18 protein-coding genes are annotated in these 24,752 nt (G+C 61.2%); 9 read left to right on the top strand and 9 right to left on the bottom strand.

From position 1 onward, the window contains the following. Positions 1 to 202: 202 nt before the first annotated feature. The 3 genes from AC1Q5O_RS09105 to cysW all read left to right on the top strand — a co-directional run bounded on the left by AC1Q5O_RS09105 (position 203) and on the right by cysW (position 2,999). Entirely contained in the window at positions 203 to 1,207 is a 1,005-nt protein-coding gene (locus AC1Q5O_RS09105; RefSeq protein ID WP_492562497.1) for a sulfate ABC transporter substrate-binding protein, read from the top strand. A 102-nt stretch (positions 1,208 to 1,309) separates the two neighbouring features. Beyond that, positions 1,310 to 2,152, top strand: a complete 843-nt coding sequence (gene cysT, locus AC1Q5O_RS09100) for a sulfate ABC transporter permease subunit CysT (protein WP_223612801.1) — start codon at positions 1,310 to 1,312, stop codon at positions 2,150 to 2,152. Between the two features lie 19 nt (positions 2,153 to 2,171). Continuing rightward, positions 2,172 to 2,999: a sulfate ABC transporter permease subunit CysW gene (gene cysW / locus AC1Q5O_RS09095; protein ID WP_492563134.1), complete on the top strand. Its 828-nt coding sequence runs from the start codon at positions 2,172 to 2,174 to the stop codon at positions 2,997 to 2,999. On the opposite strand, the gene AC1Q5O_RS09090 is transcribed toward cysW, so the two are convergent. The 5 genes from AC1Q5O_RS09090 to AC1Q5O_RS09070 all read right to left on the bottom strand — a co-directional run bounded on the left by AC1Q5O_RS09090 (position 2,996) and on the right by AC1Q5O_RS09070 (position 9,738). Beyond that, on the bottom strand, positions 2,996 to 3,559 hold the full coding sequence (locus tag AC1Q5O_RS09090) for an alpha/beta hydrolase (protein ID WP_464663310.1): 564 nt from the start codon (positions 3,557 to 3,559) through the stop codon (positions 2,996 to 2,998). The genes cysW and AC1Q5O_RS09090 overlap by 4 nt on opposite strands. Positions 3,560 to 3,721: 162 nt before the next feature. Then, positions 3,722 to 4,672, bottom strand: coding sequence for a lysylphosphatidylglycerol synthase domain-containing protein (locus AC1Q5O_RS09085; protein ID WP_346307131.1), 951 nt, complete (start codon positions 4,670 to 4,672; stop codon positions 3,722 to 3,724). Positions 4,673 to 4,732: 60 nt separating this feature from the next. Next, positions 4,733 to 6,490 (bottom strand): YbaL family putative K(+) efflux transporter, encoded by a 1,758-nt coding sequence (ybaL, locus tag AC1Q5O_RS09080; RefSeq protein WP_223612804.1) that lies wholly within the window; start codon positions 6,488 to 6,490, stop codon positions 4,733 to 4,735. A gap of 187 nt (positions 6,491 to 6,677) precedes the next feature. Next, on the bottom strand, positions 6,678 to 9,212 hold the full coding sequence (gene secD, locus AC1Q5O_RS09075) for a protein translocase subunit SecD (protein WP_492562494.1): 2,535 nt from the start codon (positions 9,210 to 9,212) through the stop codon (positions 6,678 to 6,680). Positions 9,213 to 9,321: 109 nt separating this feature from the next. Then, positions 9,322 to 9,738 carry a hypothetical protein gene (locus AC1Q5O_RS09070; protein WP_464661183.1) on the bottom strand — a complete coding sequence of 139 codons (417 nt, stop codon included), beginning with the start codon at positions 9,736 to 9,738 and terminating at the stop codon, positions 9,322 to 9,324. A gap of 280 nt (positions 9,739 to 10,018) precedes the next feature. Between AC1Q5O_RS09070 and AC1Q5O_RS09065 the strand changes: the two genes are divergently transcribed. The 3 genes from AC1Q5O_RS09065 to guaD all read left to right on the top strand — a co-directional run bounded on the left by AC1Q5O_RS09065 (position 10,019) and on the right by guaD (position 13,431). After that, positions 10,019 to 10,672: a 2OG-Fe(II) oxygenase gene (locus AC1Q5O_RS09065; RefSeq protein WP_492563132.1), complete on the top strand. Its 654-nt coding sequence runs from the start codon at positions 10,019 to 10,021 to the stop codon at positions 10,670 to 10,672. A 216-nt stretch (positions 10,673 to 10,888) separates the two neighbouring features. Beyond that, entirely contained in the window at positions 10,889 to 12,118 is a 1,230-nt protein-coding gene (locus AC1Q5O_RS09060) for a urate hydroxylase PuuD (protein WP_223612808.1), read from the top strand. Next, a complete protein-coding gene (gene guaD / locus AC1Q5O_RS09055) occupies positions 12,115 to 13,431 on the top strand; it encodes a guanine deaminase (protein WP_492562490.1) in 1,317 nt (438 codons plus the stop codon). Before AC1Q5O_RS09060 ends, guaD begins: the two co-directional genes overlap by 4 nt. Before the next feature lie 22 nt (positions 13,432 to 13,453). Here the strand turns inward: guaD and AC1Q5O_RS09050 are convergent, their stop codons facing one another. Genes AC1Q5O_RS09050 through AC1Q5O_RS09040 form a run of 3 tightly spaced genes read right to left on the bottom strand, consistent with a single transcriptional unit; the run spans position 13,454 to position 17,308 of the window. Beyond that, positions 13,454 to 14,041, bottom strand: coding sequence for a sarcosine oxidase subunit gamma family protein (locus tag AC1Q5O_RS09050; RefSeq protein WP_492562489.1), 588 nt, complete (start codon positions 14,039 to 14,041; stop codon positions 13,454 to 13,456). Further along, a complete protein-coding gene (locus AC1Q5O_RS09045; RefSeq protein WP_492562488.1) occupies positions 14,034 to 17,024 on the bottom strand; it encodes a sarcosine oxidase subunit alpha family protein in 2,991 nt (996 codons plus the stop codon). The genes AC1Q5O_RS09050 and AC1Q5O_RS09045 overlap by 8 nt, the downstream gene beginning before the upstream one ends. After that, positions 17,021 to 17,308 (bottom strand): sarcosine oxidase subunit delta, encoded by a 288-nt coding sequence (locus AC1Q5O_RS09040; RefSeq protein ID WP_463012147.1) that lies wholly within the window; start codon positions 17,306 to 17,308, stop codon positions 17,021 to 17,023. Before AC1Q5O_RS09040 ends, AC1Q5O_RS09045 begins: the two co-directional genes overlap by 4 nt. A gap of 354 nt (positions 17,309 to 17,662) precedes the next feature. Here AC1Q5O_RS09040 and AC1Q5O_RS09035 point away from each other — a divergent pair, with 354 nt between their 5' ends. The 3 genes from AC1Q5O_RS09035 to AC1Q5O_RS09025 all read left to right on the top strand — a co-directional run bounded on the left by AC1Q5O_RS09035 (position 17,663) and on the right by AC1Q5O_RS09025 (position 23,410). After that, positions 17,663 to 20,215, top strand: a complete 2,553-nt coding sequence (locus AC1Q5O_RS09035; RefSeq protein ID WP_492562485.1) for a mechanosensitive ion channel family protein — start codon at positions 17,663 to 17,665, stop codon at positions 20,213 to 20,215. A 142-nt stretch (positions 20,216 to 20,357) separates the two neighbouring features. Then, positions 20,358 to 20,621, top strand: a complete 264-nt coding sequence (locus tag AC1Q5O_RS09030) for a hypothetical protein (RefSeq protein ID WP_223612814.1) — start codon at positions 20,358 to 20,360, stop codon at positions 20,619 to 20,621. 272 nt (positions 20,622 to 20,893) lie between these two features. Then, the gene (locus AC1Q5O_RS09025) at positions 20,894 to 23,410 is read left to right on the top strand and encodes a GcvT family protein (RefSeq protein WP_492562482.1); all 2,517 of its coding nucleotides are present in this window, start codon (positions 20,894 to 20,896) and stop codon (positions 23,408 to 23,410) included. Between the two features lie 215 nt (positions 23,411 to 23,625). On the opposite strand, the gene AC1Q5O_RS09020 is transcribed toward AC1Q5O_RS09025, so the two are convergent. Beyond that, entirely contained in the window at positions 23,626 to 24,624 is a 999-nt protein-coding gene (locus AC1Q5O_RS09020; protein WP_105732279.1) for a GlxA family transcriptional regulator, read from the bottom strand. Positions 24,625 to 24,752 lie beyond the last annotated feature (128 nt).

Below are 24,752 nucleotides of genomic sequence, written 5' to 3'. Positions count from 1 at the left end.
GACCGGGCGAATATTTCATTTTAGTCATTTCTTGGAATAAAGTTTTAAGAAGCAAGATATTGTTGGAATTCCAATTCTTCCGCTCCCGGAGATTTGGCGGCATTCTCAGAAAAAATATCCGTTCTCCTATGACATCGCTGGGTTGGATGGGGCTGGGTTCATTTCGACAGCACGATCCGTGCTGGCTGCTTGGGAGAATGCAATGAAAAAACTGTTCGTCTATGCCACGGTTGCTCTGGCGCTTGGCCTCGGACCGGCGAAAGCCGCGGAGCCGACCGGAATCCTCAACGTGTCCTACGATGTTTCGCGTGAGCTTTACGAGCAGGTCAACAAGGCCTTTACGGCGGCCTACAAGAAAGAGGCCGGCAAGGACATCACCGTCAGCCAGTCGCATGCGGGGTCGTCAAAACAGGCCCGCTCGATCCTCGAAGGGCTTGAAGCCGATGTCGTGACGTTCAATCAGGTCACCGATGTGCAGGTGCTGCATGACAAGGGCAATTTCATTCCCGCCGACTGGCAGTCGCGCCTGCCGAACAATTCCTCGCCCTATTATTCCCTGCCGGCCTTTCTGGTGCGTGCGGGCAATCCGAAGCACATCAAGAACTGGGATGATCTCGTCCGCGACGATGTGAAGGTCATCTTCCCCAATCCGAAAACCTCCGGCAATGCGCGCTACACCTATCTGGCCGCCTATGCCTATGCGCTTGAGGCCAACAACAAGGATCAGGCCAAGGCGCAGGATTTCGTCAAGAAACTCTTTGCCAACGTGCCGGTGTTCGACACGGGCGGGCGTGCCGCAACCACGACCTTTGCCGAACGCGGCATCGGCGATGTGCTGATCACCTTCGAGGCGGAGGTGCTGGGCACGCGCAAGCAGCTGGGCGAAGACAAGTATGAGGCGGTGGTACCGCCGGTCAGCCTGCTGGCGGAGTTTCCCGTCACCGTTGTCGACAAGGTCGTCGACAAGCGCGGATCGCGGGCGATTGCCGAAACCTATCTGAAATTCCTCTATACGCCGGAAGGGCAGGACATTCTCGCCCAGAACTTCAACCGCGTGCATGACGAGACCATCAAGGCGAAATATGCCGCGCAGTTCCCTGAGACGCGTCTGGTGACCGTGGAGGACGTTTTCGGCGGCTGGGACAAGCTCTCCAAGGAGCATTTCGCCGAGGGCGGCATCCTCGACAAGGTTTTCACCAAGCGCTGATCAGCGGCTGACGAACCCGAAGGCGGCTTGGCCTTGGCTGTGCCGCCGCATTCTTTGCAACCACTCGCTTGCTTTCGCACGAACAGGCTTTAGAACCCGAGCATGCCGTTGTTTTCAAAATCCAGCCAGCGCGGACTGTTGCCGGGGTTCAGCCTGACCCTCGGCGTGACGCTGCTGTACTTCGCCATCATCGTGGCGCTGCCCCTGCTGGCGATGCTGTACAAGTCGGTCAATCTCGGCTGGTCGGATTTCTGGACCATCATTTCGTCCGAGCGGGCGGTTGCAACCTACAAGATAACTGTCGGGGCGGCGCTGCTTGCCACGCTGTTCAATGCGCTGTTCGGCCTGCTGCTTGCGTGGGTGCTGGTGCGCTATGAGTTTCCGGGGCGGCGGCTGTTGGATGCGGTGGTCGACCTGCCGTTCGCCCTGCCGACCGCCGTTGCCGGTCTTGCGCTCGTCACCGTCTTTTCCGCCAATGGCTGGTTCGGCCGCTATCTCGAACCGCTGGGGGTGAAGATCGCCTATGCGCCGCTCGGCATCGCCATCGCCATGATGTTCACCAGCATTCCCTTTGTCATCCGCACGGTGCAGCCGGTGCTGGAGGATGTGGCTGTTGATGTCGAGGAAGCGGCGCGGTCGCTGGGAGCGACGAACTGGCAGATTTTTGCGCGGGTGATCTGGCCCGCGATTTTCCCGGCATTCATTGCCGGATGCAGCCTGTCCTTTGCCCGCAGCCTCGGCGAATTCGGCGCCATCGTCTTCATCTCCGGCAATCTGCCGTTCGAGACCGAGGTGATGTCGCTGCTCGTGTTCATCCGCCTCGATGAATATGACTATCCCGCCGCGGCGGCCATTGCCACCGTGATGCTGGTGCTGGCGTTCCTCATGCTCTTTGTCACCAATTCCATTCAAGCCTGGCAGCTCCGTTATGCAGACCGCAGCTGATCTCGCCGCCCCGGCCAAAATGCAGTCGTCGCGGCGGCATGGCCGGCGCCCGGCACGCACGGCGCACTGGCTGCTGATCCTCGCCGCCATGGCCCTGTCGGCGCTGTTCATCGGCGTGCCGATCGCCGTGATTTTTACCTACGCGCTGCGCGAGGGTATCTCCGTCTATATCGCGCAGATCACCCAGCCCGCGACATTGCACGCGATCTGGCTGACCGTGCTGACGGCCATCGTCGTGGTGCCGATCAACATGGTCTTCGGCATCTGCGTCGCCTGGCTGGTCACGCGTTTCCGCTTTCCCGGCCGCCGGCTGCTGATTACCTTCATCGAGATTCCGTTCTCCGTCTCGCCGATTGTCGCGGGTGTGACCTATCTCTTCCTCTACGGCAGCCAGGGCCTGCTCGGTCCGCTGCTGGAGAGCCACGACATCAAGATCATGTTCACGGTCCCGGCGATCTTTCTGGTCAGCCTGTTTGTCACCAGCCCGTTCGTGGCACGCGAACTCATTCCGCTCATGCAGGCGCAGGGCAGCGAGGACGAGGAAGCGGCCATCACCCTCGGGGCAACGGGGCTGCAGACATTCTTCTACGTGACACTGCCGAATATCCGCTGGGCGCTGCTTTATGGCGCGGTGCTGTGCAATGCACGCGTCATGGGTGAATTCGGCGCCGTGTCGGTGGTATCCGGCGCCATTCGCGGCCAGACCAACACGCTGCCGCTGCAGATCGAACTGCTGTTCAACGACTACAACGTCACCGGGGCCTTTGCCGCCTCATCGACCCTGGCGCTGATCGCGGTGGTCACGCTCATCCTCAAATATGTTCTGGAACGCAAGCAGGCGGGCTAGGCCGCCCGCCTTGCGCGAAGGGCATCGTCCGGCCGCCGCATGGACTGCGCCAGGATATAACCTTCCGGCCATGCGCCGAAACCGCTGGCAACATTGATGTGGCCGGCATGGCGCATGTCGACAAATCCCGAGCCCCAGATATCAGCCAGTGCCTGCGCCTTGTTGAAAGACATGTAGGGATCGTCGCGGCTAGCGGCGACGATGGAGGGAAAGCCGAAATCATGACGCGGCAGCGGGGCAAAGCTGCGGAATTTCGGGTCCTGCACCGCCATGCGCTCGGCATCGGCGGGTGCCACCAGCACGGCGCCTGCCACATGGGCGGCGGAGGGGCGGCTGGCCAGATGGGCGACAAGCACGCAGCCCAGGCTGTGGGCAACGAGAATGGCGCCGGGTGTTTCCGAGATCGCCGCCTCGAGCACGTGCAGCCACTGCGACAGAACCGGGTTTTCCCAGTCATCCTGTTCGACAAGGCGGGCGGTATCGTCATCGGCCAGCCACTGCCGTTGCCAATGGCCTTTCTCGGAGCCGAGATATCCGGGAATGATCAATGTTGTCATCAGGCACCCATCCTTCCAGCTTGGGGAGGAAATGTTGAAATCACAGCCTGAAAATAGGTGCCGACCCCCATTCTTTGAAGGAATGGGGGTCTAAAGTCGGGGTGTATTGGAAAAAAATTCCAATGCGAAAATCCGGAATCGTGAAATCGGCCCGGCGTTGACGGCTCAGGTCTCGCTGTCCTTCTTGTACAAGCGCAGCAGCAACTGCGAACGCTCGAAGAACAGGACGACAAGCAGCGACAGGGCAAAGGGGATCAGCAGGTAGAACAGGCGGAAGATGATCAGTGCAGCCAGCACGTCGGCCTGGTTCATGTCGGGAAGCCCGGTCAGGAAGACCAGTTCCAGCACGCCGAGGCCGCCCGGTGCATGGGAAATCAGGGCGGCGGAAAACGAGATGAGGAAAATCCCGAGCACGATGAGAAAGCCGGGATTGCCGGCTTCGGGCAGGGTGAAATAGATGATGGCGGCGGCGCCGATCAGTTCCAGCGGCCCGACAATCAGCTGCTGGGCGACAACGGTCAGACGCGGATATTCGAGCGTGAACTTGCGGATGCGCAGCGGGCGCAGCTGCAGCCAGCTGCCGAAGACATAGAGCAGCACGAAGGCGAGGGCGCCGAAGCCGAGGAGATAGCTGAGGGAAAGCGGCAGCTCATTGTTGAAGCGCTGCAATATTTCCGGTTCGATCAGAAGCACGAATGCGCTCAGGGTGATCGTGCCCAGCATGAAGGTGAAGGAGCAGAAGGCAATGAGCAGGGCGATTTCCGCCGCGCTCATCCCTTGCGAGGAATAGGCGCGATAGCGCACCACCGCACCCGAAATCACTGACGCGCCGATATTGTGCGAGAGCGCGTAGGTGGTGAAGGAGCACAGGGTGATGAACAGCCAGGAAATCTTGCGGCGCAGATGCAGGAGGGCAATCCGGTCATAGCCCGCAAGGGCGGCGTAGGCGAGCAGGGAGGCAAGGGCGGCCAGAATCCAGCGGTGGGTCGGAATCGCATAGAGACTGTGGATCACATCCTCAAGCGATATGCTCCGCAACTCCCGGTAGAGGAGCCACGCGGAGACAGCAACAGCGGCCAACCCGATCACCGGCCATATATAATCCTTTAACTTCATACCCATTCCCGTCCAATCATTCTCACCTGGCTTGCGCCGCGAACCCCGTTTTTTCCTTGGTTATGCCGATAAGGGCTCCTCCGGCTTCGGTTTGTCGAGATCGAGAATATGCGCGACAATCCCCCGGGCAATTTCCCGCTCGCCCATGATCACCGCGTCGGCACCCAGATCCTGCAGATGCTGCACCTCGGCGTCCGAATGCGCGCGCGCCAGGATGCTGATGGCCGGGTTGGCGGCACGCGCCTTGACGACGATCTGCCCGGCTTCGAAGGCGTTCGGAATGGCGATGATCAGCTGCCGGGCTTCGGCAAGGTTGGCCGCGGCCAGCACATCGCCATTGGCGGCATTGCCGACGATGGTTTCCACATCGTCATCGCGCAGCTTTGCCACGGTCTTGTCGGCATCTTCGATCACCAGAAACGGCTTGCCGACTTCCTTCAGCGCATCGCCCACCAGACTGCCGACACGGCCGTAACCGATCAGCACCGCGTGGTTGGTGAGGGTGGTCGGCTGCAGTTCTTCCACGTCGGGTTCCTCGACGACCGTCGTCTCGGGGCTGGCTTCCGTTGCCGAGGCGGAGCGTTTTTCCAGCCACGGTTTCAGATATCCCACCCCGGCAAAGACGACCGGATTAAGCAGGATCGACAGGATGGCGCCGCCGAGAATGAGATCGCGCCCTTCCTGCGGCAGCATGCCGAGCCCGACACCCAGCTCCGCCAGAATGAACGAGAATTCGCCGATCTGCGCCAGACTGGCCGAAATGATCAGGGCGGTCCCGGTGGGATAGCCGAACGCCAGCACGATGAAGAAGGCTGCCAGCGACTTGCCCACCACGATGATCGCAAGCGTTGCCAGAAGCGGCAGCGGATCGTTGATGATGGTCATCGGGTCGAACAGCATGCCGACGGAGACGAAGAACAGCACGGCGAAAGCATCGCGCAGCGGCAGGGATTCTTCCGCCGCCCGGTGGCTGAGTTCGGATTCGCTCATGATCATGCCGGCGAAGAAGGCGCCGAGCGCCAGCGATACGCCGAACAGTTTCGACGCGCCGAAAGCCACACCCAGCGCAATGGCCAGCACGGCGAGGCGGAACAGTTCGCGCGAGCCGGTATGGGCAATGGCATGCAGTGTCCACGGGATGACACGGCGGCCGACGATCAGCATCACGGCGACGAAGGCGGCAACCTTGCCGAGCGTCAGCCCGATGATGCCGCCGATGCCGAGATTGAAATAGGCGACGATGGGGTCGCTGGCGATATGGGCAGCGGCCTCGACCGCCGGGTTCTTGCCGTTGACGGCATCGGCAATGGCCGGCAGCAGCACCAGTGCCAGAACCATGGCCAGGTCTTCGACGATCAGCCAGCCGACGGCGATGCGCCCGCGTTCCGTCTCGATCAGGCGTCGTTCCTGCATGGCGCGCAAGAGCACGACGGTACTGGCAACGGACAAAGCGAGACCGAAGACGAATCCCGCCTGCATGCTCCAGCCGAGAATCCAGGCAAGCCCGGCGCCCAGCAGGGTTGCCACGACGATCTGGACGATTGCACCGGGGATGGCGATGGCGCGGACCGACAGCAGATCCTTCAGGGAGAAATGCAGCCCGACGCCGAACATCAGCAGAATGACGCCGATCTCGGCAAGCTCGGCCGCCAGTTCCTGATCGGCGACAAAACCGGGTGTATGGGAGCCGGCAAGGACACCGGCAAGCAGGTAACCGACAAGGGGAGGAACGCGCAGACGGTTGGCAATCGCACCGAAGATGAAGGCCACCACAAGGCCCACAACGATTGTCGCAATCAGCGGCGTTTCATGAGGCATATGTCGGTGTCTCCCCCTGGGTCGTGATGAAAAATAATGAAATCAAACTGCGAACAGCTAATGACTGCCTCAGTATTGCGTACACATGATGTCTTGCAAACAACTTTTGTCGTTCTGCGGCGCATGAAATGCAATTTTTTTCATACGCCGCAGATATTTAGCCTGGAGAGCTCAGATCAGGCTCGGTTCAGCTCTTCACGGTCGGTGTCTCGCTCGATCCGATGCGGTGCTGGTGGTTCTTTTCCCACCAGGTTCCCAGAAGCAGCAGGATCGGCGCGGCGATGAAGATCGACGAACTCGTGGCGATCACGACACCGAAAAGCATCGGCAGCGCGAAGTTTTCCACGGCCTTGCCACCCCAGATTGCCATGGGCAGCATGGCAAGGAAGATGGTGACGGAGGTGTAGATACAACGGGCCAGCGTCTGGTTGATACTCATGTCGATGATCTGGCGCAGCGGCATCTTCTTGTGAATGCGCAGGTTCTCGCGCATGCGGTCATAGACCACCACCTTGTCGTTGACGGAGTAGCCGATCATCGTCAGAAGCGCGGCGATGGCGGTGAGGTTGAAATCCAGCCCCATCAGGGCGAAGAAGCCGACCGTCTTCGTCGTGTCGAGAATGAGCGTCGCAATCGCGCCGAGGGCGAAGTGCCACTCGAACCGCCACCAGATGTAGAGCAGCATGGCGATACTGGCGAGGATGACCGCCAGGACACCCGAGCGCGCCAGTTCCTGGCTGACCTTCGGTCCGACGACTTCCGAGCTTTCGATCTTCACGCCGGCATCGAGCTGTTCGACCGCGGCCTTGACCTTGGTCACGGCAGCCGTCTGGGCTTCTTCGCCGCCATCCTGGCGCTGGACGCGAATCAGGACCTGATTGTCGCCGCCGGCCTGCTGCAGCACGACCTCTCCGAGGCCGAGTGCTTCCAGCGAGCTGCGCATGGTGGCGAGATCGGCCGGTTTCGACGTGGTGACGGCAACCTGGATACCGCCCTTGAAGTCGATGCCGTAGTTGAGGCCGGGATGGATGAACAGGATCACCGAGGCGATCGACAGGAAGATCGAGACGCCGATGCCGAAGAAGCGGGCGTTCATGAAGGAGATTTTCGTGGTCTCCGGAACCAGCTTGACCACGTGCTCGATGTGGATGGTCTTCATCTTGCGGCGGCGGACGATGGCCGTCATCACGATGCGCACGACGGTCACGGCGGTGAACATGGAAATCAGCGTGCCGATGACCATGGTGACCGCGAAGCCGCGGATCGGGCCGGTGCCGAACAGGAACAGCAGCAGCGTGGAAATCAGGTGCGTGACGTTCGCATCGACGATGGTGGCATAGGCGTGCTTGAAGCCGCGGTCGACGGCGGCCATGGCGCCGATGCCCTTGCGGGCTTCTTCGCGGATACGCTCGTTGATGAGAATGTTCGCATCCACCGCAAAGCCGATGCCAAGGATGATGGCGGCGATGCCGGGCAGGGTGAGGGTGGCGCCGATGAGGCTGAGGACACCGAATGTCAGGATGACATTGAGCGCCAGCGCCAGGTTGGCGATGAAGCCCCACGTGCCATAGAGCACGAAGATGAAGCCGACGACGAGGGCGAAGCCGACAAGACCGGTCAGGATGCCCATCTTGATGACGTCGCCGCCGAGATCAGGACCGACCGTGCGTTCTTCGATGACAGTCAATGGCGCGGGCAGGGCACCGGCGCGCAGCAGGGCGGCGGTTGTCACCGTATCCTGCACCGTGAAATTGCCGGTGATCTGGCCGGAACCGCCGGTGATCGGCACCTGGATGACCGGCGCGGTCAGCACCTTGCCGTCGAGAACGATGGCGAAGGGACGGCCGACATTCTGGCTGGTGATTTCAGCAAACTGACGCGCACCGACATTGTCGAAGCGGAACGAGATGATCGGCTGGTTGGTCTGCGGGTCGAAGGCGGCGCGGGCATCGGTCAGGCGTTCGCCGCTGAGCGCAACGCGGTCCTCGACGGGATAGGTCTGGCCGGGATTCTTGGCATCCGGCAGGATGGAAATGCCAGGCGGCGGCGTATCGCCGAAATTGCGGTCGGCGACCATGTGGAACGTCATCTTCGCCGTGCTGCCGAGCAGCGCGCGCAGCTGGGACGGATCCTGCAGGCCGGGAAGCTGGACGACGATACGGTCGGAACCGACGCGCTGGATCGAGGGTTCGGCCACGCCGACCTGATCGACGCGGCGGCGGACGATTTCAAGGCTCTGCTGCAGGGCGTTGTCGAGTCTGTCCTTCATGCCGGCATCCGTCAGGGTGAGACGGATCGTGTTGTCGGCTGAGGTGATGTCGATGTCGCTGACCGGGGCGGCGAAGCCGACCTGCGCGACCTGGGCCGTCAGTTCCTTCAGAACCGTCACGGCGCGGTCGCGCTGTGCCTGGTCGGCAATGGTCACGATGACGGAATCACCGGCGATGCGGACTGACTGCGCCTGAATGCGTTCGGTGCGCAGCTTGTTGCGCGCGTCGTCCAGCATGGCGCGGACGCGGTCCTTCTTCAGGGCTGCGGCGTCCACTTCGAGAACGAGATAGGAACCGCCGCGAAGATCGAGACCAAGCGAAATCTGCTTCTTGGGCAGCCAGTTGGGCAAGGCATCGAGCTGTGCCTTGGTGAAGATGTTGGGCAGTGCGAGGATGATGCCCGCAATAATGATGAAAATATAGGTTCCAAGAACCCATTTCGAAGTGCGCATATCAGTGTTCCGTCATGAATTGCGGCGAGGCTGCCGGGAAATGGTCGCGTTTGTTCCGGGCGGCTGCCGATGGTGTTGCGTTGGAACCGTTGCCGAGCAACGGATTGCCTCAGGCAAGCGCGGCGGGGGGAGCCCGGGCGCTGAAAACGCTGATCCGGTCAAGCGCCAGGCTTGAACCGGTTTCGGAGGGTGTGGCTGGCTGTGCGCCGGCCAGAATCAGGGAAATCCCGTCCGGAACGATGCCGTCATGGGAATTCGTATCGGCACGCACGCCGCTCTTGATTTTCAGGTGCAGCGCTTCCAGCGCAGCGATGCGCATGGAGTTCTGCACGGGGGCGGAGCGATTGTCGCTCTCATGGGCGAGGCGGGCATCGTCGCGCACCGGTGCGCTGGCCCGGTTGTTGCGCAGGTCCGTTTCGGGAGCTGCGATATAGACGGCCCCCAGGGTGGCAATGAGCCAGAAGATAGAAATCAGCAGCGGAGCGGATCCACGCCTTTCTGATTTGCCATTTCTGTTCAAGCCCATATGCGTTTCCAACAGTTCCCGTTCGCGGTCTGCCAGACCCCGTTGCGACTCTATTTATGAAGTCCGGCAAGCCGAGTCACTTAAAATCGTCGTGTGCCCGGCCTCATGGACAAAAAAACCGTCGTTTTTGTGAAGCGCAGGCCCTTTCATCGTGCCCTGTGCAGGAAACGGGTGGTTGATCGGCTATAACTGCGGTCTCCTGTGCTGGAATTTCTGCGTGAGTAAGGATGCTGCAATGCCAGACATGAGCCCGATCGATTGGACCGCCGCACAAACGGAGATGGAGGCTTTCGGCTGCACCAACCTGCGCAATGTCCTGTCGCGCGCCGAATGCACGGCGCTGGCTGATAGCTATCCCGACGATACGATTTTCCGCAAGCGCATCGTCATGGCCCGGCACGGCTTCGGGCAAGGAGAGTACAAGTATTTCTCCTATCCGCTCCCCGAAATTGTCCGCGGGTTGCGTGAAGCGCTCTATCCGCCGCTGGCCCGCATCGCCAACCGCTGGAACGAGCAGATGGGCATCGATATCCGCTATCCCGATGCGCACCCGGCATTCATCGAGCGTTGCCATGCCGCCGGGCAGAACCGGCCGACGCCGCTGCTGCTGGAATATGGCCCGGGCGATTACAACTGCCTGCATCAGGATATCTATGGTATTCACGTGTTCCCGCTGCAGGTGGCGTTTCTGCTGAAAGAGCCCGGAACGGATTTCACCGGCGGCGAATTTGTCCTGACCGAGCAGCGTCCGCGCATGCAGTCGCGGGCGGAGGTGGTGCCGCTGCGACAGGGCGACGGCGTGGTCTTTCCGGTCAGCCAGCGCCCCGTCAAGGGATCGCGCGGCTATTACCGGGTCAATATGCGCCATGGTGTGAGCCGCGTGCGCAGCGGCCAGCGCCATACACTCGGGATTATCTTTCACGATTCCAAGTAGATGGCAGCATTGCATGATTTGGGGTGCGTGGTTCGACAGGCTCACCATGAGGAAACTGGGTGGGCTGCAACGCCATCCTGGACGTTGCAGAATGGTGCTCCCTGCAATCCCCAACCTCCCTCATGGTGAGCCTGTCGAACCACGCATTGATCTTGCACCCATCACCTTGCATCGGGCCGCGAACACACGCATTGTGATGCTTTGCATGAGGCCCCGATGGATTACCTTATTTTCTGGGAATGGCTCAGCTTTGCCGCCCGCTGGTTGCATGTGATCACTGCAATCGCCTGGATCGGCTCATCCTTCTATTTCATCGCGCTTGATCTGGGGCTGCGCCGCCATCAGGGCCTGCCGCAGGGGGTGAACGGCGAGGAATGGCAGGTGCATGGCGGCGGCTTTTATCACATCCAGAAATACATGGTCGCGCCGCCGCACATGCCGGAACATCTGATCTGGTTCAAATGGGAGTCCTATGCCACATGGCTCTCGGGCTTTGCGCTTCTGTGCATCGTCTACTACGCCGGCGCCGACCTTTATCTCATCGACCGCAATGTCCTCGATGTATCGACGCCGGTCGCCATCCTGATCTCGCTCGCGTCGATCGGCCTCGGCTGGCTGATCTACGATCTCCTGTGCAAGTCGCCGCTGGCGAACAATGACACGGCGCTGATGCTCATTCTCTATGCGGTCATCGTCGTCATGGCGTGGGGCTATACGCATCTGTTCACCGGCCGCGCCGCCTTCCTGCATCTCGGTGCGTTCACCGCCACGATCATGTCCGGCAACGTGTTCCTTTTGATCATTCCGAACCAGAAGAAGGTCGTGGCTGATCTGATCGCCGGCAAGACGCCCGATCCGAAGCTCGGCAAGCAGGCCAAGCAACGCTCGACCCACAACAACTACCTGACGCTGCCCGTCATTTTCCTGATGCTGTCCAACCATTATCCGCTGGCAAGCTCGACGGAATTCAACTGGGTCATCGCCGCGCTGATTTTCATCATCGGCGTGCTCATCCGCCACTATTTCAACTCGAAACACGCAGGAACCGGCAATCCGCATTGGACATGGCTGGCCTCGGTCGTGCTGTTCATTGTCATCATCTGGCTGTCGACCGTGCCGAAGGTGCTGCAGGGACCGGAAAAAGTCTCGAGCGCCGCCGCGCCCTTTCTCGCCGCGCAGAACTTTCAGGAGGTGCGCGACACGGTCATGGGGCGCTGTTCCATGTGCCATGCGGCGGAGCCGTCCTTTGAGGGCATCATGCACGCGCCCAAGGGAATTCGCCTCGATACCGACGAACTGATTGCGACTCATGCCAGCCAGGTCTATCTGTTCGCCGGTGCCAGCCACGCCATGCCACCGGGAAACCTGACGCAGATGACAGATGCAGAGCGGTCCCGGATCGTGGCGTGGTATCGTTCTGCGGTATCGGGAAAATCCACGCAATGACCGAACTTCTGTTACGCGGACGTCTCTTGACGTTTCACGACGAGCCGCTGGCTGGCGACGCCAGCCCGGACGCATTCACCTATATCGAGGATGGCGGACTGCTGATCCGCGACGGCAAGATCTGGGCCATTGACGATTATGCCCGCCTGCGCGCCGGCGAAGGCAGAAATGTCGAGGTCGTCGACCATCGCCCGCATTTGATCATGCCGGGCTTCATCGATACCCACATCCATTACCCGCAGATGCAGGTTGTCGCCTCCTATGCGGGCGAACTGATGGAATGGCTGAACAAATACACGTTTGTCGAGGAACAGAAATTCTCCAATCAGGGCCATCCGCAGCGCATCGCCTCGGCCTTCTTCGATGAGCTGATCCGCCATGGCACCACCACGGCCGCCGCCTATTGCACCGTGCACAAGGCGTCGGTCGAAGCGTTTTTCACCGAGGCGGACCGGCGCAACATGCGCATGATCGCGGGCAAGGTGATGATGGACCGCAACGCGCCATCAGGTCTTCTCGACACGGCGCAGTCGGGTTATGACGACAGCAAGGAAATGATCGGCAAATGGCACGGAACCGGGCGCCAGCTCTATGCCATCACGCCGCGCTTTGCACCGACATCGACGCCGGAGCAGTTGGAATTGAGCGGGGCGCTGGCCCGCGAATACCCCGATCTGCACGTGCAGACGCATCTGTGTGAAAACACCGCCGAAATTGCCTTCGTGGCGGAGCTGTTTCCGTGGAGCCGGGATTATACGCAGGTCTATGAGCATTATGGACTGCTTGGCCCCAAGACGCTGCTTGGCCATTGCATCCACCTGACCGATGCGGAAATTGCCGCCATCGCCAATAGCGGGTCCGTCGCGGTTTTCTGCCCGACCTCGAACCTGTTCATCGGCAGCGGCCTGTTCAATCTGGCGCGCCTCGAGGCGTCCCATCCGCCGGTGCGCCATGCGATTGCCACGGATATTGGCGGCGGCACATCCTATTCCATGCTGCGGACGCTGGATGAGGGCTACAAGATCCTGAACATTCAGGGCCAGCGCTATCACCCGCTGCGCTCGTATTATCACGCGACGCTGGGCAATGCCCGCGCGCTGTCGCTGCAGGGCATCATCGGCTCGTTCACGCCGGGCGCAGAGGCGGACTGCATCGTGCTCAATGCCCGCTCCACCCCGGCCATGCGCCTGCGCATGGAAACGGTGGAAACGCTCGTCGAAGAGCTGTTCCTGATGCAGACCATGGGCGACGACCGCACCATCGCGGAAGTCTATATCGCGGGAAAACCGGCGAAGAGCCTGCTCGCGTCATAGCAAGCGATAGGCCGGAAGCAGATCATTCGACGCGGTAGCCGACTTCCGCGGCCGCATGCCCCAGCGTCTGCCAGAACGAGCGCGCAAAGGTGCGGAACACGTAGAGGTCGAAGGTGTCCGCGTCGATCCGCTGGATATTGGCGTGGATATCGTGATGCAGCGTGGCGCGGCCAAAGCCGACGGGAAAGCCGTGTTCGGAAAAATCGATGGCAAACAGCTTCGACAGCACCCATTCCGACCAAGGACCCTTGACGCGGATGGCGGTGCGGCCATGGGTCAGATCGATGATCGTGCCGGTTTCCAGCGGTATGGCCTTGCGCAGGCGGTCTTCCAGATCAGCGGACGGGCTCACGACGAAATAACGTCCGGGCGCGAAACCGAAGGCGGATTTTTCGCCTGCACTACGCCCGGCGCCGGGTTTGTCCGCGACATTCAATCCGGTCACATCACCGATGGCGGTCAGGATGGCGGGAATGGTCCCGCGCCATGCGGTCACCTGCGCGATGGAAACGTCGCGGCGCTCGGTCAGGACAAGGCCGATGCCGCCAGCGGAGTTGCCATGGTCACCCGGAACAAAGACGTGGCCGAGGGGCGATTGTGGTTCAGCCATGCATCCGGCTCCCCTCTGGATCAAACATGTGGTGACTGACGATTTCGACGGCGCCGTGCTTGCCGCGCAGAAGGTCCGTCGCATAGGCACGGTTGCCGATCATCGACGTGCCGTGCTTGACCAGCGCCAGCGCGATGTATTTGCCGAGCGCCGGGGAATAGCAGGCCGCAGTGACGTGGCCGAAACTGTCGGCGGGTTCGCGCGGCGCCGCATCGCTGACGATATGGCTGCCGCCATTGATCGACTGGTTGTCGAGCGAAATCAGGCCGACCAGCGACAGGCGGTTTTCATTGTTCAATCCCGCGCGGTCCTTCATGCCGGAGCCGATATAGGGCTTCTTCTTCGACAGCATCCAGTCGAGATGCAGATCGTGCGCGGTGGTGCGGCCATCGATTTCAGCGCCGGTGACGTGGCCCTTTTCGATGCGCAGTGTGCCGAGCGCTTCCAGCCCGTAGGGCATGATGTCAAAGGGCTTGCCGGCTTCAAGCAGCGCTTCCCAAACCTGTGTGCCGAAACCGGCGCCGCAATAGACTTCATAGGCCAGCTCGCCCGAGAAGGAGAGGCGGCAGATCATGACGGGCACATCGCCGATAAAGCCGCGCACGATGCCCATGAACGGCAGGGTTGTGTTGTCGACGCCGGTTCCCGTGACGCAGGCTTCCAGAACGGCCCGGGCTTTCGGGCCCGACACGGCCGTCCCGGCCCAGACATCGGTGACCGAGGTCAGGTGCACGCGCAGGTCCGGCCAGACGCAATCCAGATAGAATTCCAGATGCTGCATGACATTTCCGGCATTGGCCGTCGTGGTCGTCATCAGGAACTGTGTTTCACTGAGGCGCCAGGTGGTGCCATCGTCATAGGCAATGCCGTCCTCGCGCAGCATCAGGCCGTAGCGCGCCTTGCCGACCGGCAGGGTGGAAAACATGTTGGTGTAGACACGGTCGAGAAATTCGCCCGCGTCGGGACCCTGAATGTCGATCTTGCCGAGGGTCGAGACATCGACAATCCCAACGCTCTGGCGCACCGCGCGCGCTTCACGCACATAGGCCTGTTCGACCGTTTCACCGTGGCTGCCATAGATCATCGGGCGGTGCCACAGGCCGGCTTCATAGGTCTTGGCGCTGTTGGCGAGATGCCAGTCATGCATCGGGGTCAGCCGGTGCGGCCGCAGGTCGCCATAACGCTCACCGGCGATAGCACCGAAGGATACCGGGGTGAACGGCGGGCGGAAGCGGGTGGTGCCCGCCTCCGGAATGGTGATGCCGCGCACATCGGCCATGATGGCAAGGCCGGGAATATTCGATGTCTTGCCCTGATCCGTCGCCATGCCGAGCGTGGTGTAGCGCTTCAGATGCTCGACCGAATGGAAGCCTTCGCGGTAGGCGAGGCGGATATCGTCCGCGGTGACATCGTGCTGGAAGTCGACGAATGCCTTTTGCGATTTGGCCGCGGGCTCGATTTCAAACACGGGGGCGGGCGATGCATCGAACATCGGGGCGTCGACGGCAGGCAGCTTCGGCTTGGTCTTGGAGGAGGTGCCCTTGGTCGCGCCATCGGAGAACACGCTGACCGTATCCATGTACCCGGCTGCCGATCCTGCCGTTACCCAGTTCTGGTTGGCCTCCGGCGGCAGGAAGGCCTGCAAATCCTCGTCCCACTCCGGTTTGCCGCCCGCCTGGCTGGCGAGATGGATCGCCGGGGACCAGCCGCCGGATACGCCGAGGCAATCGGTCTTGATTTCCCGCGCCGCGCCGGAGACATGGCCGGTCTGCGCATTGAAATGCTGCACGGTGATGGAGCTGAGCGTCTTGCCCGCATGGGTGCCGGTGACGGCGTGGCCGAGGACCAGTTCCGCTCCGGCCGCCGAGGCAATCTCGATGCAGGCGCCGGATACATCCGCGCGCACATCGACGATGGCAACGATATTGACGCCCGCCTGCGCCATGGCGCGGGCTGCCTCATAGGCGCTGTCATTGTTGGTGAACAGCGTCACATGGGTTCCCGCAGCCACACCGTACTCGACCGCATAGCGCCTGACCGCATCGGCCAGCATGACGCCGGGGCAGTCATTGCCGGGGAAGACGATCGGCCGCTCGAACGCACCCGTTGCCAGAATGGTCTTGCCGGTGCGGATGACCCAATGGCGCTGGCGCGGCTGCCCCTTGGTGCGGTTCGGCTTGAAATCCGAGACATGCTCGATGGCGGTCAGGACATTGCCGTCATAATAGCCCCAGACGGAGGTCCGGGTGAGAAAACGCACATTGGCGCGGCCCGCGAGCGCTGCCGCCTTTTCCCGCGCCCAGACGGCGGCGTTGCGCCCGTCGATCAGTTCCGCCGATGCAAGCAATGCGCCGCCGGCAACCGGCCGTTCCTCGGCGATGATCACCTGCGCGCCGGTTTCCGCAGCAGCTTCCGCAGCCAATAGTCCGGCGGGGCCGGTGCCCACCACCAGCACGTCGCAGAAGGCGTTCATGCGCTCATAATGGTCGGGATCGGCGGCAATGCCCGCCCTGCCGAGACCGGCGGCGCGGCGGATGAATTTTTCGAAGAACATCCAGACCTTGGTGCTGCGCAGCGGCCCGATGGCCGGGCCCATGAAGGTCTTGTAGTAGAAGCCCGCCGACAATATCGGCCCGGCCAGCTGGTTAATGGCCATGACATCGTGTTCGAGCGAGGGAAAGCGGTTCTGGCTTTCGGTGACGAGGCCGTCATGGATTTCCAGTTCCGTGGCGCGGACATTGGGTTCGCGCACATCGCCGTTGAGAACGGTGACGAGCGCATTGGGCTCGTCGCTGCCCGCCGCAAAGACGCCGCGCGGCCGGTGATATTTGAACGAGCGGCCGAACAGCGTCACGCCGTTGGCGAGGAGGGCTGAGGCCAGCGTGTCGCCGGGATGGCCGCTATAGGCCTTGCCGTCGAAGGTGAACCGCACCGTCCTGGCGCGGTCGATCCGTCCACCCTTGGGGAGCCGTGACGCGGTCATGGGCGATCACCGCCTTTCCCGGCGGCAACGGCATCCCGGGCAAAGCCCACGGATGAAATGACATGGGTCGCCATATCGCGCGTGACGATCAGATGCTGGCGGCAGCCGCCGCTGTGCAGCCAGAACTCACGGTGCGCGCCCATGGGATTGGCCCGGTCATAGACATAGGCGTTCCATGCGGCCTGATCGGATGAGGCCGGGTCGGGGCGCTGGCGTGTCGCGTCGCCCTGATAGGTGAATTCGATGACGTCGCGCGGGCCGCAATAGGGGCATTTGATGATCATGGTCTTCTGGTCTCGAAAGCGAATCTGTTGCGGTTGGACGTTTGTTTCCCGATTGTGCCAGTCAACAGTGTGCATCTGTACTGGTCAAGATGAGCGCGAGGCGAAGGCGAGCAAAATTGTGACTTTGGCAAGTTTCCGGCCTGCCGCAGGTGTGACGATGCATGATTACCCCAACATTATGCTACTGTCGCATTGCTGGAATGGTCATCACGATAGCGGCGAGCACTGTCAACAAGCCGACCAGTCGCGAGAATGAAAGCAGAAAGTGCCTTGATTGTGCCGACATGAACGGGCAAATCGACGAAGCAAACTGTTCATAGACGAAGCAAACTGTTCATAAATGGATCTGAACCCGTGATCTCATCTTTCCTTCGGCAGATTCTTCTGACGATTGCCGCCGTTCTGTTTCTGGCGGCCCCGGTGCAACTGGCTTTGGCGCAGACCCCGGCGCCAGCCCCGGCAGCCACATCGCCCGCACCAGCCCCGGCACCGGAGCCTGCGCCCGCCGCAGCGGAGCCGGCACCCGTGGCGCCAGCGCCTGCGCCCGCCGTCAAATCGAACATCGTCGCCGAACAGCGCCCGGCCATCGACGCGCTGAAGAAACAGATCTCGACCTATGAACAGAAATTCAAGCAGAAGGCCGATGCCGACGCGGCGCTTGCCAATCTGCGCCTCGATCTGGAAGCGAGCGCCAAGAAACTGCTGGATATCGGCGTTTCGTTCCGGCCGCGCATCACCGAGATCAATGCCCGCCTGGAACAGCTGGGCGCACCGCCCGCGCAGGGGCAGCCGGCCGAAGCGAAGATCGTCACGGATGAACGCACCCGCCTGACGACGGAAAAGGCGGAGATCAACGCGGTGCTCGGCGAAACCGAAGACCAGCTGCTCGAAGTCAACAAGATGATCGATGCGATCGGCGATGCCCGGCGTGAGCTTTTTGCCAATACGTTGTCGCAGCGCGTCGACATCAACTATTCCCTCGGCAGCGAAGTCATCGACGCCTATGGCCGGGAAATGGGCACGATGAACCAGCTCATTTCGTCCTGGTGGCGCTTCGTCATCACGTTCAAATGGCAGTCCCTGCTGGCTGCCGCCTTCTTTGCCGCGATAACCGCCCTGGTGCTTCTCATCGGCGGCCAGCGGTTGCTGGGGCATCTTTATCTGCGCGATCCGGCGGTTGAAGAGCCCTCCTATCTGAGCCGCCTGGCTGTTGCCTTCTGGTCGACCCTGATGCGGTCGGTAACCGTCGGCGTGTTTCTGGCCACGACCTACTTTTTCCTCGGTTATTTCAATGTGCTGCGGCCGGATATCGCGTCGCTGATCTACACGCTGTTTTCGGTGATCGGCATCGTCTATTTCGTGCATGCGCTGGCCCAGGCCGTCATTTGCCCGGGCGCGCCCAACTGGCGTCTGGTGCGCGTTGCACCGCGTCCGGGCCGCATTCTCATGGTTCTGGTCACGGCCACGGCGACGATCACGGGGCTCGATTATCTCGCCAATACGGTCAACCAGATTGCATCCTCACCCCTGTCGCTGACGGTGGCCAAGAGCCTGTTTGCAACGGTTCTGGTCGGGCTGCTGATCCTCGCCATGGCATTTCTCAAACCCCTGGAGAACGAGGAGACCGGCGAAGCCCGGCGCTGGCCAAGGCCGCTGCGGCTGTTCCTCTATGCCATCGGCCTCATTCCGATCATCGCCGCGCTGCTGGGCTATATCGGTTTTGCCCGTTTCGTCTCGCAGCAGATCGTCATCAATGGCGCTGTGCTCGTGACGATGTATCTGGGCTTCCTCACGGCGCGCGCGGTGGCCGACGAGAATGCATTGGGCGGCACGGTGCTCGGCAGCACGGTGCAGAAGCGCTTCGGCATCGATGACTCGACACTCGATCAGCTTGGCCTGATCGCCAGCATCATCATCAATATTTTCGTGCTTCTCCTCGGCATTCCGGTGATCCTGCTGCTCTGGGGTTTCCAGTGGAGCGAGATGACCGTCTGGTTCCTCACCATAGCCACCGGTTTCCAGATCGGTTCGGTGACGATCTCGCTGGTGGCCATTGCCGTCGGCATCCTGCTGTTCGCGCTGTTCTACTTCTTCACCCGCTGGTTCCAGGGCTGGCTGGATGTGCGGGTGATGGCGCGCGGCAAGCTGGATTCGGGCGTGCGCAACTCGATCCGCACGGCGGTCGGCTATCTCGGCCTCGGCATGGCCGGGCTCATCGGCATCTCGGCGGCGGGCATCAATCTCTCCAGCCTCGCGCTGGTCGCCGGCGGTCTGTCGCTCGGTATCGGTTTCGGCATGCAGGCGATCGTCTCCAACTTCGTCTCCGGCCTGATCCTTCTGGCCGAACGCCCATTCAAGGTCGGCGACTGGATCGAAACCAGCGGCGTCGGCGGCATCGTCAAGAAGATCAGCGTGCGCGCGACCGAGGTGGAAACCTTCCAGCGCCAGTCGATCATCATTCCCAACTCGTCCTTCATCAACGGCAATGTCGGCAACTGGACCCACCGCAACAAGCTGGGGCGCGTCGAAATTCCCATTGGCGTTTCCTACAAGGTCGATCCGCGCCGCGTGCATGCCATCCTGATGGACATCGCCCGCAGCCATCCGCTTGTCCTGAAAAATCCGGAGCCTTTCGTGCAGTTCAAGGCGCTGGGCGATTCCAGAATGGATTTCGAGATGCGGGTGCATCTGGCTGACCTGTCGAATTCCGGCACGGTGCAGAATGAAATCCGCTTTGCGCTGGTCGACCGGTTTGCCGAAGAGGGGATCGAAATTCCGTTCCCGCAGCGCGACGTCAATATCCACCTCGATGACGCGGATGCGATCGTGCAGATGATCACGGAGCGGGTGAAGGCGGAGCTGAAAGCACCGGTGAAGAAGACGGCCAAGACCGGGGAGACGCAGTAAAGAGCCAATCCCATACTTTCGTCTAAATCACGGAAAAATAACGGGACGTTCAGTTGCCGTTCAGTTTCACCCCGTTATAACTGGTGTCGAAAAGGGCCGGTTGAGCCCGAGGCAACAGGGGCGGTGGAAGCACCGGGGTGATATGAACAAGTTTGCAGTTGTCATTCTTACGAGCACTATTCTGGCCGGACCTGCATTTGCTGCCAGCCTGAAGAACAGCGACGCCAGCGCACAGACCATCGTCGTGACCGAAGGGTCGAGCAAGACCCAGCTGCAGGTTGCGGCCGGAGACACGGTTGAATTTTGCAGCGGCGGCTGTTTTGTCACCTTTCCCAATGGTGACCGCGAAGCCCTGACCGGTGCGGAAACCATCGAAATCAAGGGCGGCAAGGTTTCGATCAAGTAACCCGGCCACCGCCGATTGCTGAGATAAGGGCCCGGACTGTGCAAAACAGTTCGGGCCTGTTCGTTTTCAGGGTGTCGCTCCCATGCGCGAAGCGCCAAATCATTTCCTTGCCTTGATCGGAAATTCGCACAAACCGCAGCCAGTTTGCCGCGCGTCGCGGCATGTTTTGGCCATGTCGCAAACAGGCCTTAGCAATGGACAGTGCGAACGGCATAGTACAGAAAATGGCGCGTGCCGCCTGACCACCGATTGATATCAGAGGATAGAATGAAATGAAGACCCAAGCGCGTGTAGTTGTGATCGGCGGTGGTGTGGTGGGTGTGTCGACACTCTATCATCTGGCCAAGAAGGGCTGGAGCGATGTCGTGCTCATCGAGCGCAAGGAACTGACCTCCGGTTCGACATGGCATGCGGCCGGGCTGCTGCCGCTGTTCAACATGAGCTATTCCGTCGGCCAGATTCACAAATACTCCGTGAAATTCTATCAGGAGCTGCAAGAGGAAACCGGCATGAATGTCGGCTTCACCAATTGCAGCAACATCCGTCTCGCCCGCACCAAGGACCGCTGGGACGAATATATGTATTATGCCGGTGTCGCCGAGACGATCGGCGTGCCGGTGAAGCTTTTGACGCCGGAACAGGTCAAGGAAATCTGGCCGCTGGCGGAAATGGACGGCGTTCTCGGCGCCATCCAGCATCCGGAAGACGGCTATATCCAGCCGGCCGACCTGACCCAGGCGCTCGCCAAGGGCGCGCGCGATCGCGGCGCAACCATCTATCGCTACACCACGGTTCTCGGCATCGAGCAGCTGCCCTCGGGCGAATGGCTCGTCAAAACCGACAAGGGTGACATCACTGCCGAACACGTCGTCTCGGCGACCGGCAATTTCGCCCGCAAGACCGGCAAGATGGTCGGCCTCGACGTGCCGGTCATTCCGGTTGAACACCAGTACATCGTCACCGAGCCGCATCCGGCCATTCTCGAGCGCAAGGCCAAGGGCCTGCCCGAGATGGGCGTGCTGCGCGAAAGCGATTCCTCCTGGTACATGCGCGAGGAAAACGGCGGTCTGCTGCTCGGACCATATGAAAAAGGTGCGCCTGTCTGCTATGTCGACGGTCCGTCCGATGCCAGCGAATACGAGCTGTTCCAGGAGGACCTCGACCGGCTCGAACCCTATATCGAAACCGCCATTGCCCGCGTTCCCGCTTTCGGCGAAGTCGGCATCAAGAAGGTCTATAACGGTGCCATCGCCTATACGCCGGATGGCTCGCCCATCATCGGCCCGGCGCCGCGCCTGAAGAACTTCTGGCTCAATGAAGGCCATTCCTTCGGTGTCACCGCCGCTGGCGGTGCTGGTTGGCAGCTGGCCGAATGGATTGTCGAGGGCGAGCCCTCCATCGACATGATGGGCGTCGATCCGCGCCGCTTCGGCCCCTATGCCACCGAAGGCTACCTGAAGGAAAAGAACGAGGAAGCCTATGCCGAGGTGTTCTCGGTGCACTACCCGGATGAAGAGCGCGGTGCGGCCCGTCCGCTCAAGCGTTCGCCCTCCTATGACCGCCAGAAGGCACTCGGCGCCGTGTTCGGCACCGTCTATGGCTGGGAGCGCGCCAACTGGTTCGCGCCGCAGGGCTATGGCCTTGAAGTTGCGAAACTCGACAAGCCGGATGTGCTGCTCAACCACAACCATCCGAAGCCGGACAAGGACGGCAAGGTGAAGGAACTCTGGTCCTTCCATCGTTCGAACTACTTCGAGCATGTCGGCAACGAGATCAAGAACGTCACCAGCAATGTCGGCCTGCTCGACATGTCGGCCTTCGCCAAGATGGAAGTAACGGGTCCCGGCGCGCGCGAATGGCTCGATTCCATTCTGGCCAACCGCATTCCCAAGAAGCAGGGCCGCATTGCGCTGTGCCACCTCCTGACCAAGCAGGGCGGCGTGCGCTCCGAATTCACAGTCTATGAATGGGCGCCCGGCAAGTTCTATCTGGTATCCGCCGGTGCCTACGAGAACCATGACCACGATTATCTCGTCAAGCTGCTGCCGACGGACGGCTCGGTAACCCTTCGCCCGATCACGCAGATGTATGGCGTGCTGGTGCTGGCAGGCCCCAAGAGCCGCGACGTTCTGCAGAAGATCACCCGTGCGGACCTGTCCAACGAAGCCTTCCCCTGGCTGTCGGGCAAGGAAATCAGCGTCGGCACGGCGACGGCGCATGCCCTGCGCGTCAACTTTGTCGGTGAACTCGGCTGGGAACTGCATCACCCGATCGAACAGCAGAACACCATTTATGACCTGCTGCTCGAAGCCGGTGCGGAATTCGGCATCAAGCCGTTCGGCATCCGCGCCATGACGGCGATGGCGGTGGAAAAATCCTATCGCCTGATCCCGCGCGAACTGTCGATCGAATACAATGCCTTCGAAAGCGGCCTTGACCGTTTCGTCCATCCCAACAAGGGTGATTTCATCGGCCGCGATGCCGTTGTGAAGGCCCGCGAGGATGGCCTGAAGTGGAATTTCGTGACGCTCGAAGTGCATGTCCCCGGCGCGTCGGATGTCGATGCGCGCGGCAGCGAGCCGATCTATGCCAATGGCCAGCTCATCGGCCGTGCGACGCATGGCGGTTATGGCTGGCGCCTGGGCAAGAGCCTGGCGCTCGCCATGGTCAAGCCGGATTATTCGGCGCTGGGCACGCAGCTGGAGATCAAGATTCTCGGCAAGACGCACAAGGCGACGGTCATTCCGGAAGCGCCGTTCGATACCGAGAACGAGCGCCTGAGAGCATAAAGCAGCTCTGCTTGCATGCAGAAACAAAAATGGCGCCTGAACGGGCGCCATTTCTTTTGGGTGGTGCGTGGTTCGACAAGCTCACCATGAGGGAGGTGGTTTGGTGCAAGATCAATCACAAACCTTGCAGAATAGTGCTCGCTGCAATCCTCCATTTTCCTCATGGTGAGCTTGTCGAACCACGCACCGCAGAGTTGCAGTCTATCCCGACTGGCTTAAGCGGCCATCAGCTGCTTGCGGTCGGCCCGTTCCTGCTGCGGCGAGCGGCCATAGAGCTCGCGGTAGCATTTGGAAAAATGCGAGGCTGACACGAACCCGCAGGCGACCGCCACTTCAACGATGGGCATGGACGACTGGATCAGCAGGTGGCGGGCACGGTCGAGCCGGATCTCCAGATAGTAGCGCGCCGGGGAGCGGCCCATTTCCTGGCGGAACAGGCGCTCGATCTGGCGGCGCGACAGGCCGACATGGTCGGCAATCTCGATCAGCGACAGCGGTTCGGAAAGCCGTGCCTCCATCAGCTCGATGATGGTCAGAACCTTGGAATTCTGCACGCCGAGGCGGGCGCGCAAGGGAAGGCGCTGGCGGTCATGCGGGCTGCGCACCCGGTCGGTCAGCGCCTGTTCGCAGACGCGGTTGACGATGTTGTCGCCGAAATCGTCGCCGATCAGCTTCAGCATCATGTCCAGCGCTGCGGTGCCGCCGGCGCAGGTATAGATGTTGCCGTCGACCTCGAAGAGGTCGGCATAGACATCGGCCTTCGGAAACGCTTCGGCAAAACCGGGCAGGTTTTCCCAATGGATCGCACAGCGCTTGCCCGAGAGCAGCCCGGCGGCGGCGAGGATATGCGCGCCGGTGCACAGGCCGCCGACGGCCACGCCGCGGTTGAACTCTTCGCGCAGCCAGGCATAGACGGACTTGTTCTGGAATTTTTCCACATGCACGCCGGAGCAGACGAACACCATGGACGGGCGGTCTTCGCCGGTCAGGAAGCGGCGCTCGTCCTCAAGCGAGGAGTTGGCGGCGCATTCGACGCCGTTGGACGCGGTGACGGGCTTGCCGTCCACCGACGCCAGGCGCCAGCGATAGGCCTCGTAGCCGAGCATGCGATTGGCAATGCGAAGCGGTTCGATGGCCGTCGCAAAAGCGATCATCGAAAAGTTCGGCACGAGGAAAAAAACAAAAGACCGCTTGTTGAGGCCCGTCTGGTTCATGATGTCTCTAGGTTCCCGTTTTTTACTACGAGGCCATGTCGCACCTGAAGTAGAGTCTTCAAATTACAGGCGTGGTCTCTTAAGCTTTTTTTCTGATAGAACCATAGAATTATTCTAAAGGGAAGGGT

It is taken from the genome of Phyllobacterium sp. MT110 (assembly GCF_058792715.1).
This window is presented reverse-complemented; position numbering and strand designations above follow the sequence as displayed.

Excerpts from the sequence above, each read along its gene's own strand:
- AC1Q5O_RS09105 (WP_492562497.1), top strand. The coding sequence starts at position 203 with ATGAAAAAACTGTTCGTCTATGCCACGGTTGCTCTGGCGCTTGGCCTC.
- cysT (WP_223612801.1), top strand. The coding sequence starts at position 1,310 with ATGCCGTTGTTTTCAAAATCCAGCCAGCGCGGACTGTTGCCGGGGTTC.
- cysW (WP_492563134.1), top strand. The coding sequence starts at position 2,172 with ATGCAGTCGTCGCGGCGGCATGGCCGGCGCCCGGCACGCACGGCGCAC.
- AC1Q5O_RS09085 (WP_346307131.1), bottom strand. The coding sequence starts at position 4,672 with ATGAAGTTAAAGGATTATATATGGCCGGTGATCGGGTTGGCCGCTGTT.
- ybaL (WP_223612804.1), bottom strand. The coding sequence starts at position 6,490 with ATGCCTCATGAAACGCCGCTGATTGCGACAATCGTTGTGGGCCTTGTG.
- secD (WP_492562494.1), bottom strand. The coding sequence starts at position 9,212 with ATGCGCACTTCGAAATGGGTTCTTGGAACCTATATTTTCATCATTATT.
- AC1Q5O_RS09070 (WP_464661183.1), bottom strand. The coding sequence starts at position 9,738 with ATGGGCTTGAACAGAAATGGCAAATCAGAAAGGCGTGGATCCGCTCCG.
- AC1Q5O_RS09065 (WP_492563132.1), top strand. The coding sequence starts at position 10,019 with ATGGAGGCTTTCGGCTGCACCAACCTGCGCAATGTCCTGTCGCGCGCC.
- AC1Q5O_RS09060 (WP_223612808.1), top strand. The coding sequence starts at position 10,889 with ATGGATTACCTTATTTTCTGGGAATGGCTCAGCTTTGCCGCCCGCTGG.
- guaD (WP_492562490.1), top strand. The coding sequence starts at position 12,115 with ATGACCGAACTTCTGTTACGCGGACGTCTCTTGACGTTTCACGACGAG.
- AC1Q5O_RS09050 (WP_492562489.1), bottom strand. The coding sequence starts at position 14,041 with ATGGCTGAACCACAATCGCCCCTCGGCCACGTCTTTGTTCCGGGTGAC.
- AC1Q5O_RS09045 (WP_492562488.1), bottom strand. The coding sequence starts at position 17,024 with ATGACCGCGTCACGGCTCCCCAAGGGTGGACGGATCGACCGCGCCAGG.
- AC1Q5O_RS09040 (WP_463012147.1), bottom strand. The coding sequence starts at position 17,308 with ATGATCATCAAATGCCCCTATTGCGGCCCGCGCGACGTCATCGAATTC.
- AC1Q5O_RS09030 (WP_223612814.1), top strand. The coding sequence starts at position 20,358 with ATGAACAAGTTTGCAGTTGTCATTCTTACGAGCACTATTCTGGCCGGA.
- AC1Q5O_RS09025 (WP_492562482.1), top strand. The coding sequence starts at position 20,894 with ATGAAGACCCAAGCGCGTGTAGTTGTGATCGGCGGTGGTGTGGTGGGT.
- AC1Q5O_RS09020 (WP_105732279.1), bottom strand. The coding sequence starts at position 24,624 with ATGAACCAGACGGGCCTCAACAAGCGGTCTTTTGTTTTTTTCCTCGTG.